The 11,948-nt window shown below is 72.6% G+C and carries 10 protein-coding genes and 1 riboswitch; of the genes, 8 read left to right on the plus strand and 2 right to left on the minus strand.

Translation table 11 applies throughout. From position 1 onward, the window contains the following. Nucleotide 1 precedes the first annotated feature (1 nt). The 5 genes from ACGFWE_RS35200 (at nucleotide 2) to ACGFWE_RS35220 (ending at nucleotide 6,448) form a co-directional block, all read left to right on the plus strand. Nucleotides 2-1,051, plus strand: coding sequence for an ABC transporter ATP-binding protein (locus ACGFWE_RS35200; protein ID WP_393604138.1), 1,050 nt, complete (start codon nucleotides 2-4; stop codon nucleotides 1,049-1,051). Nucleotides 1,052-1,071: 20 nt separating this feature from the next. Further along, nucleotides 1,072-2,484 (plus strand): HAD-IA family hydrolase, encoded by a 1,413-nt coding sequence (locus ACGFWE_RS35205; RefSeq protein ID WP_393604140.1) that lies wholly within the window; start codon nucleotides 1,072-1,074, stop codon nucleotides 2,482-2,484. Between the two features lie 105 nt (nucleotides 2,485-2,589). Beyond that, nucleotides 2,590-3,813, plus strand: a complete 1,224-nt coding sequence (locus ACGFWE_RS35210) for an MFS transporter (RefSeq protein ID WP_393604142.1) — start codon at nucleotides 2,590-2,592, stop codon at nucleotides 3,811-3,813. 116 nt (nucleotides 3,814-3,929) lie between these two features. Continuing rightward, nucleotides 3,930-4,718 (plus strand): carbon-nitrogen hydrolase family protein, encoded by a 789-nt coding sequence (locus ACGFWE_RS35215; RefSeq protein WP_393604144.1) that lies wholly within the window; start codon nucleotides 3,930-3,932, stop codon nucleotides 4,716-4,718. A 32-nt stretch (nucleotides 4,719-4,750) separates the two neighbouring features. Further along, on the plus strand, nucleotides 4,751-6,448 hold the full coding sequence (locus tag ACGFWE_RS35220; RefSeq protein WP_393604146.1) for a flavin monoamine oxidase family protein: 1,698 nt from the start codon (nucleotides 4,751-4,753) through the stop codon (nucleotides 6,446-6,448). A 68-nt stretch (nucleotides 6,449-6,516) separates the two neighbouring features. Here the strand turns inward: ACGFWE_RS35220 and ACGFWE_RS35225 are convergent, their stop codons facing one another. Then, nucleotides 6,517-7,203, minus strand: a complete 687-nt coding sequence (locus ACGFWE_RS35225) for a DUF5995 family protein (protein WP_393604148.1) — start codon at nucleotides 7,201-7,203, stop codon at nucleotides 6,517-6,519. A gap of 172 nt (nucleotides 7,204-7,375) precedes the next feature. Here ACGFWE_RS35225 and ACGFWE_RS35230 point away from each other — a divergent pair, with 172 nt between their 5' ends. After that, nucleotides 7,376-8,500, plus strand: coding sequence for a glycoside hydrolase family 6 protein (locus ACGFWE_RS35230; RefSeq protein ID WP_393604219.1), 1,125 nt, complete (start codon nucleotides 7,376-7,378; stop codon nucleotides 8,498-8,500). A gap of 81 nt (nucleotides 8,501-8,581) precedes the next feature. Beyond that, complete coding sequence (locus ACGFWE_RS35235; protein ID WP_393604150.1) at nucleotides 8,582-9,040, plus strand: acyl-CoA thioesterase; 459 nt, start codon at nucleotides 8,582-8,584, stop codon at nucleotides 9,038-9,040. Here the strand turns inward: ACGFWE_RS35235 and ACGFWE_RS35240 are convergent. Continuing rightward, nucleotides 9,000-10,211 carry an MFS transporter gene (locus ACGFWE_RS35240; protein ID WP_393604152.1) on the minus strand — a complete coding sequence of 404 codons (1,212 nt, stop codon included), beginning with the start codon at nucleotides 10,209-10,211 and terminating at the stop codon, nucleotides 9,000-9,002. The genes ACGFWE_RS35235 and ACGFWE_RS35240 overlap by 41 nt on opposite strands. A 112-nt stretch (nucleotides 10,212-10,323) precedes the next feature. Between ACGFWE_RS35240 and ACGFWE_RS35245 the strand changes: the two genes are divergently transcribed. Then, nucleotides 10,324-11,517, plus strand: a complete 1,194-nt coding sequence (locus tag ACGFWE_RS35245) for an ROK family transcriptional regulator (RefSeq protein WP_352389932.1) — start codon at nucleotides 10,324-10,326, stop codon at nucleotides 11,515-11,517. Nucleotides 11,518-11,752: 235 nt separating this feature from the next. Continuing rightward, nucleotides 11,753-11,883: riboswitch (FMN riboswitch) on the plus strand. The last annotated feature ends 65 nt before the right edge of the window (nucleotides 11,884-11,948 follow it).

Here is an 11,948-nt window from a genome sequence, read left to right on the forward strand (position 1 = left end):
CATGCCTGAATCAGCTGCCACCGTCGAATTCCGCGGCCTCAGGCGGGAGTTCGGTCCGACCGTCGCCCTGGACGGACTCGACCTGACCGCCCGGCCGGGTGAACTGCTCGCCCTGCTCGGCCCGTCCGGCTGCGGCAAGACCACCGCTCTGCGGATGCTCGCCGGCTTCGAACACCCCGACTCCGGCGAGGTGCTGGTGGACGGTGAGGACGTGACCCGGGTGCCGGCCCACCGCCGGGACGCCGGAATGGTCTTCCAGTCGTACAGCCTCTTCCCGCATCTCGACGCGCTCGACAACGTGGCCTTCGGACTGCGGATGCGCAGGGTCCGTACGGCCGAACGGCGGTCCCGTGCCGCCGAGTTGCTGGACCTCGTCGGGCTCGCCGACAAGGGCGCGCGGTTCCCGCACCAGCTCTCCGGCGGCCAGCAGCAGCGGGTCGCGCTGGCCCGCGCGCTCGCCCTGCGCCCGCGCGTGCTGCTCCTCGACGAGCCGCTGTCTGCGCTGGACGCCAAGGTGCGGCTCAGCCTCCGCGAGGAGATCCGGCGGCTCCAGCAGGAGCTCGGCATCACCACCCTGTTCGTCACCCACGACCAGGAGGAGGCCCTGTCCATGGCGGACCGGGTCGCCGTGATGCACGCCGGCCGGCTCGAACAGTGCGCGCCACCGAGTGAGTTGTACGGCCGTCCCGCCACCGCCTTCGTCGCCGAGTTCGTGGGCACGATGAGCCGGATCCCGGGCCGGCTCGTCCAGGACACGGTCGACGTGCTCGGGCAGCGGCTGCCGGTCGACGGCCCGGTGCCGTCCGCCACCGAGGTCGATGTGCTGGTACGGCCGGAGGCGGTGCGGGTAAGGGCCGAGGCGGACGGCAAGTCCCGGGTGATCGCCACGTCCTTCCTGGGCGCGGCCGTCCGCGTCACCGTCCGGCTCGCCGACGGCACCGAGGTCAAGGCCGACCTGCCCGCGCACGAGGCCGCAGCGCTCACCGCCGGCGCCGCGGTGAGCGTGTCGCTGCCCGAGCGGCCGGTGCTCGTGGCCGAACGCACGTCCTGATCGTCCAGAAAGAGGCACCCGTGAACCGACTCCCCCTCCAGGCCGTCCTGTTCGACATGGACGGCACGCTCGTCGACACCGAGCGGCTGTGGTGGGAGGCGGTGGAGCAGGTCGCCGGACGGGCCCTGACCGAGGAGGACCGGCCCGATGTTCTCGGCCGCCCGGTCGAGCACACGGCCGCCTGGCTGGCCGCGGCCACGGGCACCCCGGCCGCCGACCTCGCCGACACCCTCCACCGGGAGTTCGCGGACCGCGTCCGCACCGGCATCGTGCCCCGCCCCGGCGCCCTCGACCTGCTCGACGCCCTGGCCCGCGAGGGCGTCCCCACGGCTCTGGTGACCGCGTCCCCCCGGGCCGTCGCCGACACCGTGCTCGACGCGCTCGGCGCCGATCGCTTCGCGGTCTCCGTCACCGCCGACGACACGCCGCACACCAAGCCGGCCCCCGACCCCTACCTCGCCGCGTGCCAGGCCCTCGGCGTCGATCCGGCGGTCTGCGTGGCCGTCGAGGACACGGAGACCGGCGTCGCCTCGGCGGAGGCGGCGGGCTGCGCGGTGCTCGCGGTGCCCTCGCTCGCCCCCATCGAGGCCGCGCCCGGCCGGACCGTACTGGCCAGCCTGGCGGGCGCCACCGTGGACAGACTCCGCGCCCTGCTGCCGCACCGGTTCCGCGTGATGACCTGGAACCTCTGGTACGGCGGCACCAAGGTCCACGACCACCGGGCCAAGCAGCTCAAGGTCATCGCCGAGACCGACGTGGACGTGGTCGGGCTCCAGGAGACGTACGGCACCGCCGCCGAGGAACTCGCCGAGGCGCTCGGCTGGCACCACCACCGTGCCGGGACGAACCTCGGCATCATCAGCCGCTTCCCGGTCACGGCCGTGCTGGGCGACCCGGACGTCGGTTTCTACGGGGCGGCCGGCGCGCGGATCGCCGTAGGGGAGCGGGAGGTCGACGTGTGGACGGTCCACCTGGATGCCGAGGCGTACGGGCCCTACGCCACCGCCGGGGATCCGGCCGCTCACGAGGAGGTGCGGCTCACGCACTTGCGGGAGGCCCTGCGCCGCGTCGGAGATGCCGAGCCCGCCGTCCTCGTCGGGGACTTCAACTGCCCCTCCCACCTGGACCGCCCGGACGCCGAGTGGCCGGTGACCAGGGCGGCCGAGGAAGCGGGCTTCGCCGACTCCTACCGGCAGGCGCATCCCGATCCCGTACGGGAGCCCGGTCACACATGGTCCCCGGTCCACGCCGGGCCGGAGCCCCAGGACCGGATCGACTTCGTCCTCCACCGCGGCCTGCGGGTTCTCGACTCGCGCACCTACGTCAGCGGCACCCCGCGGACCTGGCCGGATGTCGGGGACAACGACTGGCCGTCCGACCACGCCGCGGTGATCACCACATTTTCGCTGGGCAGCGGGCCCGCGACTGTCTAGCATCGGTGCCATGACCTGGCGACATTGATCCACCAGCCGTGCCTCCCGAGGGCCGCCTCGGACGCCGTACCCACGACGTCCGAACCGCCCTTCAGGGAAGGCCCCATGACACTCTCACGCGCACGTGTGCCCGCGACCGGCGTCCGCCGGCTGACGACCACGCTGTACGGCTACGCGTTCCTCGACGACCTCGTGCTGCTCTACCCGGTGTACGCGCTGCTGTTCGCCGACACCGGTCTGCCCCTCTGGCAGATCTCCTCGCTGTTCGCCCTGTGGTCCCTCACGGCCGTCGTCCTCGAGGTGCCCTCCGGCGCCTGGGCCGACACCGTCTCGCGGCGCCGCCTGCTGTGGATCGGACCGCTGCTCACGGCCGCCGGCTTCGCGCTGTGGGTGACCGTGCCGTCGTACGCGGCCTTCGCGCTGGGCTTCGTCCTGTGGGGGGCCGGCGGCGCGCTCGGCTCCGGCTCGCTGGAGGCCCTGGTCTACGACGAACTGGGACGACTCGGGGCCGCCGAGCGGTACGCGCGCGTGATGGGGCGGACCCGGGCGGCACGGCTGCTGGCCACGGTCGTGGCGATGGGCCTGGCCGGACCCGTCCTCGCGCTGGGCGGCTACCGGGCCGTGGGCGCAGCGAGCGTCCTGGCCTGTCTGCTGGCCGCGGCGACGGCGACCAGGCTCCCGGAACACCGGGTACCGGCCGGGAAGGGGAGCACCCGCTGGTCGGCGACCCTGCGGGCCGGACTCGCCGAGGCCCGCGCGGACCGGTCCGTCCAGTGGGCCCTGCTGCTCGTGCCGGCCGTCGCCGCGGTGTGGGGCGCGCTCGACGAGTACGTCTCGCTGCTGATCCGCGACCTCGGCGTGGCCGACGCGACCGTGCCCTACCTGGTCCTGCTGGTCTGGGCGGCCGTGACCGTCGGCAGCCTGTTCGCCGGGCCCGCCGAGCGCCTCGGCACCCGGGGCCTCGCCGCCCTGATCGCGGGGGCCGCGCTCGCCCTGGCCGTGGGCGCCGGGGTCCGCACCCCGGCCGGCATCGCCCTCGTCGGCCTCGCCTTCGCCGGCTTCCAGCTCGCCGAGGTGCTCGCCGACGTCCGCCTCCAGCACCGCATCGACGACGCCCGCCGGGCCACCCTCACCTCGGTGGCGAGCCTGGGCACGGAACTGGTCACGGTCGCCGTGTTCGGCGTGTACACCCTGCTCGGGGCGTCCATGGCGCACAGCACGGTGTTCGTGGTCCTGTCGGTGCCGTATCTGGTGACGGCGCTGGTACTGGGCCGGGCGGGCAGGCGTCCGCGCAACGAATCGCCGCAGGAGCGTGCTCGTACGCAATGAAACGCTTACCGGCGCGCAACGGCTTCTCCTTGTCCCCCCTGGTGAGCCGCCCGTACCGTCTACATGGCCCCTTCATGTGGCCCCCACATCCACCTTCCGCCCGGTGAGGATCACGCATGCGCACCGCCCTGCTCCAGAGCTCCGGCCGCCCCGGCTCCGTCGAGGGGAACCTCAAGGTCCTCGACGAGGCCGCGGGCCGGGCCGCCGCCGCGGGCGCCGCGCTGCTGGCCGCACCCGAGATGTTCCTCACCGGGTACGCGATCGGCGATGACGTCGCCCGCCTCGCCGAGGCCGCCGACGGGGAGTCGGCGGACGCGGTCGCGGAGATCGCCTGCCGGCACGGCGTCGCGATCGCCTACGGCTATCCCGAGCTGGCCGGCGGTTCCGTCTTCAACTCCGCCCAGCTGATCTCCGCCGACGGCACCCGGCTCGCCAACTACCGCAAGACCCACCTCTTCGGCTGCTTCGAGCGCGACCACTTCGAGCCGGGCGAACAGCCGGTCGTCCAGGCCGAGGTGGCCGGTCTCACCGTCGGCCTCATGATCTGCTACGACGTCGAGTTCCCGGAGAACGTCCGCGCCCACGCCCTCGCCGGCACCGACCTCCTCATCGTGCCGACGGCCCAGATGCACCCCTTCCAGTTCGTCGCCGAGTCCCTCGTGCCGGTGCGCGCCTGGGAGAACCAGCTGTACGTCGCCTACGTCAACCGGGTCGGCCCGGAAGAGGAGTTCGAGTTCGTCGGGCTCTCCGTGCTGGCCGGCCCCGACGGGGTGGCCCGCGCCCGCGCCGGACGCGGTGAGGAACTGGTGTTCGCCGACGCCGACCCCGCGTTCCTCGCCGCCTCCCGCGAGGCGAACCCGTACCTGGCGGACCGCAGGCCCGGCCTCTACGGGTCCCTCGTCTGAACCACCCCCCTGCTTCAAGGAGTCCGTACCCCATGACGTCCACCGTGCCCAACGCCGTCGAGCACGCAGACGAGCAGCAGCCGCCGATCACCATGTTCGGACCGGACTTCCCTTACGCCTACGACGACTTCCTCGCCCACCCGGCGGGCCTCGGCCAGATACCGGCGACCGAGCACGGCACCGAGATCGCGGTGATCGGCGGCGGTCTCTCCGGGATCGTGGCCGCGTACGAGCTGATGAAGATGGGCCTCAAGCCGGTCGTGTACGAGGCCGACCGGATCGGCGGACGGCTGCGGACCGTGGGTTTCGAGGGCTGTGACCCCACGCTGACCGCGGAGATGGGCGCGATGCGCTTCCCGCCCTCCTCCACCGCCCTCCAGCACTACATCGACCTCGTCGGCCTGGAGACCCGCCCCTTCCCCAACCCCCTTGCGGAGACCACCCCTTCGACGGTCGTCGACCTCAAGGGCGAGTCCCACTACGCCGAGACCATCGCCGACCTCCCGCAGGTCTACCGCGATGTCGCCGAGGCCTGGAACAGGTGCCTGGAGGAAGGCGCCGACTTCACCGACATGAACCGCGCCCTGCGCGAGCGGGACGTGCCGCGCATCCGCGAGATCTGGGCGCGGCTCGTCGAGAAGCTCGACAACCAGACCTTCTACGGCTTCCTCTGCGACTCCGAGGCCTTCAAGTCCTTCCGGCACCGCGAGATCTTCGGCCAGGTCGGCTTCGGTACCGGCGGCTGGGACACCGACTTCCCCAACTCCATCCTGGAGATCCTGCGCGTCGTCTACACCGAGGCCGACGACCACCACCGCGGGATCGTCGGCGGTTCCCAGCAGCTGCCGCTCAGGCTGTGGGAGCGCGAGCCCGAGAAGATCGTGCACTGGCCGTACGGGACGTCGCTGAAGTCGTTGCACGTCGATGGTGAGCCCCGTCCGGCCGTGACCCGCCTGCACCGCACGGCCGGCAACCGGATCACCGTGACGGACGCCCGGGGAGACATCCGCACCTATCCGGCGGCGATCTTCACCGCGCAGTCCTGGATGCTGCTCTCCAAGATCGCCTGCGACGACTCGCTCTTCCCGATCGACCACTGGACCGCGATCGAGCGGACCCACTACATGGAGTCGTCGAAGCTCTTCGTCCCGGTCGACCGGCCGTTCTGGCTGGACAAGGACGAGGAAACCGGACGTGATGTCATGTCGATGACCCTCACCGACCGTATGACCCGCGGCACGTACCTCCTCGACGACGGTCCGGACAAGCCCGCCGTCATCTGCCTCTCCTACACCTGGTGCGACGACAGCCTGAAGTGGCTGCCGCTGTCCGCGAACGAGCGGATGGAAGTGATGCTGAAGTCGCTCGGCGAGATCTATCCCAAGGTCGACATCCGCAAGCACATCATCGGCAGCCCGGTGACGGTCTCCTGGGAGAACGAGCCCTACTTCATGGGCGCGTTCAAGGCCAACCTGCCAGGCCACTACCGCTACCAGCGGCGCCTGTTCACCCACTTCATGCAGGACGCGCTGCCCGAGGACAAGCGGGGCATCTTCCTCGCCGGCGACGACATCTCCTGGACGGCGGGCTGGGCCGAGGGCGCGATCCAGACGGCCCTGAACGCGGTCTGGGGCGTCATGCACCACTTCGGCGGCGAGACCGACGCGAGCAACCCGGGGCCGGGGGACCTGTACGAGGAGATCGCGCCGGTGGAGCTGCCGGAGGACTAGACCGCGGAACCCAACCGGTGCCACGTGCCGGAGAGTTGCCGGACAGGCCGGCCCGGGGCCCGGTCGGCTCAGTCCGGCAGCGGTGTGAGCAGCATGCGTCCCGCGAAGCCCACCGCCGTGTCCAGGCGTTCGGTGAACTCCCCGGCCACGTCGGGCAGTCCGCGCAGCGCCCACAGGGCCCGGGCCGCGGTCCAGGTGGCGTCGCGGGCGCGGTCCAGGCTCCAGGAGCCCAGCAGATGGGTGAGCGGGTCGGCGATCTGGAGGAGGTCGGGGCCCGGCATCAGCTCTTCGCGGATGCGCTCCTCCAGCGAGACGAGGAGATCGCCCACGCGGTCGAACTCGTCCTCCACATCGGCGGGTTCGCAGCCGAGGCTACGACAGGTGTCCACCACGGCGAGCGCGAGGTCGTGCCCGATGTGCGCGTTGATGCCCGCGAGCGCGAACTGCAGTGGCCGTACGCCGGGGTGGCGCCGGAACTGGAACAGGGGCCGCCAGCAGGCCGGCGGACGGCGTTCGCCCCCGACCGCCTCCACCGCCGCGAGATAGCGCTCGGCGAACCGCACGTCCAGCGTGATCGCGGCCCGCGCGTCCGTGAACCGGCCCCCGTCGACGCACCGGTCGACCGCCTCGGTGACGGCGAGGTAGACGCGGTTGAAGACCGCCACACCGTCCCGCTCCGGCAGGCCCTCGTCCAGGGCGCGCATACGGGAGACGACCGCGTCGAGGGGAGTGGTGAACTGTTCCAATTGCGCCATACCGGCAGGGTCCCAGTCCTAGGCTGGCCGGGGTACCGGCGGGCCCGACGCTTCCCCAGAACGGGGGAACGCGCCCGTCGCGCGAGGGGGGAGCGACCGGGTGTCAGGCCTACGCGCCCAGCGACTGGCCGCGCGCCGCGCCGCACGCAGGCGTGCCGTGGGCCGCACCGCGATGGTCGCGGCGGCCTCCCTGGTGGTCGCCGTCGGTACCGCGACCGGGATGCTCTCCGCGCTCGACGGCCGCCCCGGCACCGACGAGGCGCGGCCGGGGCTCGTCAGCGGCTCCCCGAGCCCGGAGCCGGATGCGCCGTCCGCCGTGCCGTCGACGTCCGAGCCGGCCTCTCCCTCTCCCCCCGCCTCCGCCACCGCCTCGCCTGCCGCGAAGGCGAGCGCGCCCCCGTCCCCCAAGAAGGCGAGCCCCGTTCCACCAAAGGTGCTCCTCTACCGCCACCCCTCCTCCCAGGTGCTCGACTGGCTGCGGGACAACCCGCGCGACTGGCGCGCCGACGTCATAGAGGCCCGCATCGCCGACCGGCCGGCCGCGGTCTGGTTCGCCGACTACACCCCGGCGACCGTCACCTCCCGGGTGCGCGCGGTCACCTCGGACGGTGCCGTGCAGGGCCGGGTCCCGGTGGTCGTGGCGTACGCGATCCCGGACCGCGACTGCGGGGGTGCTTCCCAGGGCGGGGCACCGGATCTCGGCGCGTACGACGCCTGGATCGACCGGTTCGCCGCGGGGCTCGGCTCCGGCGAGGTCGTCGTCGTCCTGGAGCCCGACGCGATCGCCCAGTCCGACTGCCTCTCGGCCGCCGGACGGGCCGACCGCTTCGCCTCGCTGGCCCGCGCGGGCCGCGTCCTGAAGGCCGCCGATCCCAGGGCCCGCGTCTACTACGACGCCGGTCACTCCGGCTGGCATCCGGCGGCCAAGCAGGCGGCCCTGCTGAAGCAGGCGGGCGCCGCCTCGGCCGCCTCCTCCGACGGGATCTTCAGCAACGTCTCCAACTTCCACACCACGTCCGCCGAGATCGCCTACGACCGCCAGGTCCTCGCCGCCCTCGCCGGACCGTCGAGCCTGGGTGCCGTCATCGACACCAGCCGCAACGGCAACGGAGCCCCGCCCGACGGCGAGTGGTGCGACCCGGCGGGCCGGAAGATCGGCCGGCCCCCGACCCTGGACACCGGCGAGCCGAAGATCGACGCCTACCTGTGGGTGAAGCTGCCGGGGGAGTCGGACGGCTGCAAGGGCACACCGGGCACGTTCAGCCCTGCGTACGCCTATGACCTGGCCTCGCCGTAGGCCGGCCCACGGCCACTCCGGCCTGGGGTGAGCGAACGCTTAGGATGGGGTCGTTGCCCCATACACCCAGGAGTCCCGCCCGTGACCGCCGACGCCACCCTCGCCCCCGCCCTGTCCTACGGCCGGCTGATCCCGGTAACCGTCCACTTCGATGACCTGGACGCCCTGGGCATGCTCCACAACGCCCGCTACCCGCTGCTCGTCGAGCGGGCCTGGACCGAGTTCTGGCAGGAGCGCGGCATCCGCTTCGAGGGTGACTGGGCGAGCGCTGGGGACGCCTGCAACGTCGTCAAGGAGCTGCTCATCGGCTACGACGTCCCCGTCACCCGCAGCGGCCCCTACGCCGTCCACCTGTGGCTGGAGCGCCTCGGCACCACCGGCCTGACCTACGGCTTCCGGTTCTGTTCCGCGGACGGGGTCACGACGTACGCGCGCGGCACCCGGGTGCTGGTCCGGCTGGACCCCGAAACCCTGCGCCCCGCACCCTGGAGCGAGGGCTTCAGGGCCGCCGGTCGGGAACTGCTGCCGACGCGGGACTGAGCTTCGGGCGGTCCCGGTCTCCGGCGCGCAGCACGCCCGCGAAGGCGACGAGGCCGCCGGCCAGGACGGTCACCAGGACGAAGGAGACCGTCAGGTTGGTGGCCTGGGCGACCCCGCCCAGCAGGCTCGGCGCGATGAGCCCCGAGGTGTAGGTGATGGTCGCGACACCCGCGATCGCCTGGCTCGGGTTGGGCCCGCTGCGCCCCGCCGCCGCGAAGCACAGCGGCACGACCACGGCGATGCCGAGACCCATCAGGGCGAAGCCGGTCATCGCCACCGCCGGATGGTTCGCCAGGACGATGAGCAGCCCGCCGCCGGCGCCCAGGACACCGCCCAGGCGGACCGTGCGGACCGACCCGAAGCGGTTGACCACGGCGTCGCCCACGATCCGGGCCACCGCCATGGTGAGCATGAAGCCGGTCGTGCAGGCGGCGGCGAGTCCCGCCGAGGAGTCCAGCCGGTCCTTGAGGTACACCGCCGACCAGTCCAGGCTCGCCCCCTCCGCGAACACCGCGCAGAAACCGACCGTGCCGATCAGCAGGGCCGACTTCGGGGGCAGCGTGAACCGGGGCGGCGCCTCCTCGTCCGCACCGGCCTGCACGTCCAGGACCCACTGGCACGCCACCACGCCGAGGACGGTGAGGCAGGCCGCCGCCAGCGCGAAGTGCGCCCGCGCGTCCGCGCCCAGGTGGGCTGCGAGCGTGCCGCCCGCCGACCCGACGAGCGCACCCGCGCTCCACATGCCGTGCAGCCCGGACATGATCGACTTGCCCAGCAGGTTCTCGACCTCCACGCCGAGCGCGTTCATGACCACGTCGGCCATGCCGGCGCTCGCGCCGTACACGAACATCGCCGGGCACAAGGTGTAGAGGTTGGGCGCCAGCGCCGGCAGGACCAGGGACAGCGTCCACAGCACGAGCAGTCCGCGCAGCGCCGCCCGGCTGCCGAAGCGGTGGCTGATCCGGGCGGCGAGCGGCATCGCGCAGGACGCGCCGAACGCCGTGAAGGCCAGGGCGAAGCCCAGTTGACCCGCGCTCACCGAGGCATGGTCCTGGATCCACGGCACGCGCGTCGCGAACGAGCCGGTCACGGCTCCGTGCACGGCGAAAACGGCGGCCACGGCGTACCGGGCCCGCCGCACCTCTGCCGGCGCGTACCCCACATCGCTCATGATCGGGCCCCTCCAGATCCTCGTCACCACGCTGCTGCCGCCGTAAACTATCAGGGACCCTGCCTGATAGATAGCGCGTATTCGGCAGTGCGGATCTGAGAGGATTCCCGGCATGCCCGCATCCCCGAGCACTGCCCGGGCCATCAACGACCGGCTCGCCCTGCGACTGCTCCAGCAGGAAGGCCCGCTGACGGCAGGGCAGTTGAAGCAGCTCACCGGACTGTCCCGGCCGACCGTCGCCGACCTCGTCGAGCGCCTCGCCGCCGCCGGACTGATCGACGTGGTCGGGGAGTCGGGGGAGCAGCGCCGCGGCCCCAACGCGAAGCTGTACGGCATCGTCGCCGACCAGGCCCACCTCGCGGCCCTCGACGTGCGCACCGAGGGCGTCTCCGTCGTCGTCTCCGACCTGCTGGGACGGGTGCTGACCGAGGCTTCGGTGCCCATCGGCGGGGACACCGGGACCGGGCCCGCGGTCGAGCAGGCCGTCGCGCTGGTCGAGCGGGCGGCGAAGGAGGCGGGGGTGCCCGAGCTGCACACCGTCGGCATCGGCGCCCCCGGTCTGATCGACCCGGCCACGGGCGAACTGCGTGACACCGGCGGCCTGCCCGCCTGGCACCGACGCCTGGCGCTGGCACTGCAGGAACGGCTCCCGCGGACCCGCGTCCACGTCGAGAACGAGACCAACCTCGCGGCGCTGGCCGAACAGCGCGACGGCGTGGCCCAGGACCGGGACACCTTCGTCCTGCTGTGGCTCGGCCACGGCACGGGCGCGGCAGTCGTCCTGGAGGGCACCCTGCGCCGGGGCGTGTCCGGCGGCACGGGGGAGATCGGGTTCCTGCCGGTGCCGGGTACGGCGGTGCTGCCGTCGGCGAGGGACTGCGAAGGAGGCTTCCACTCCCTGGCCGGGTCGGCGGCGATCGTGGAACTGGCGGAGCGGCACGGGCTGACGGTCGCGGCGCAAGGGCACGAGCCCCTGGCCGCGAACGTGGTCCGGGAGGCGGTGGCGGGCGCCGCGACGGACTTCCTCGACGCCCTCGCCGACCGCCTCGCCGTGGGAGTCGCCGCGGTCGTCGCCATCCTCGACCCGGGCTGTCTGGTCCTGGCCGGCGAGGTGGGTCGGGCGGGCGGTGCGGACCTCGCAGCGAGAGTGGAGCAACGGGTCCGCCGTATGTCACCGCTGCCCACCGAGGTGCGGGCGAGCGTGCTGGGCGGAGGGGCGGTGCTGCGAGGAGCCCTGCTCACGGCGAGGGAAAAGGCCCAGGACGAGTTGTTCGCACCCTTTCCGGGACGCGGCGCTCTGCCGTGAAGGAGACCCGGCGGCGGGCAAGGGCCGTCGTCACCGCCGCCGGGCCCGTCTCTACGGGTGTCCACGCAGGGCGACCCTAAAAAGGACTAGACCATTTCGTCAATGGATCTGCGCCATCCGCCCGTTGGGAATAAATCCGGCCGCACAAGTCCATCGGTACGGTCTGTGAGCCACCCCACACTGTTCGCTTGTATGGACGTCGATCAGGCGTGGCAGACTGGCTCTGTACCAGAAGCAGCGCACTCCGGGGTCGGTGAAAGTCCGAACCGGCGGTTACAGTCCGCGACCCGTCCGCTTCCAGCGGCCGGTTGACCAGGTGAAATTCCTGGACCGACGGTTAAAGTCCGGATGGGAGGCAGTGCGCGGCGGGCGGGCATTCGTGCGCGCCGTCGTATCCGTTCGTCCTGAGGGACGAGTGCGTCCGGCGTCGC

This window comes from Streptomyces sp. NPDC048523, from assembly GCF_043199815.1.
In the GTDB taxonomy this organism is placed as follows: domain Bacteria; phylum Actinomycetota; class Actinomycetes; order Streptomycetales; family Streptomycetaceae; genus Streptomyces.

What these genes read in the sequence shown, in the direction of transcription:
- ACGFWE_RS35200 (WP_393604138.1), top strand. Translation starts at nt 2, where the DNA reads ATGCCTGAATCAGCTGCCACCGTCGAATTCCGCGGCCTCAGGCGGGAG.
- ACGFWE_RS35210 (WP_393604142.1), top strand. Translation starts at nt 2,590, where the DNA reads ATGACACTCTCACGCGCACGTGTGCCCGCGACCGGCGTCCGCCGGCTG.
- ACGFWE_RS35215 (WP_393604144.1), top strand. Translation starts at nt 3,930, where the DNA reads ATGCGCACCGCCCTGCTCCAGAGCTCCGGCCGCCCCGGCTCCGTCGAG.
- ACGFWE_RS35220 (WP_393604146.1), top strand. Translation starts at nt 4,751, where the DNA reads ATGACGTCCACCGTGCCCAACGCCGTCGAGCACGCAGACGAGCAGCAG.
- ACGFWE_RS35225 (WP_393604148.1), bottom strand. Translation starts at nt 7,203, where the DNA reads ATGGCGCAATTGGAACAGTTCACCACTCCCCTCGACGCGGTCGTCTCC.
- ACGFWE_RS35230 (WP_393604219.1), top strand. Translation starts at nt 7,376, where the DNA reads ATGGTCGCGGCGGCCTCCCTGGTGGTCGCCGTCGGTACCGCGACCGGG.
- ACGFWE_RS35240 (WP_393604152.1), bottom strand. Translation starts at nt 10,211, where the DNA reads ATGAGCGATGTGGGGTACGCGCCGGCAGAGGTGCGGCGGGCCCGGTAC.
- ACGFWE_RS35245 (WP_352389932.1), top strand. Translation starts at nt 10,324, where the DNA reads ATGCCCGCATCCCCGAGCACTGCCCGGGCCATCAACGACCGGCTCGCC.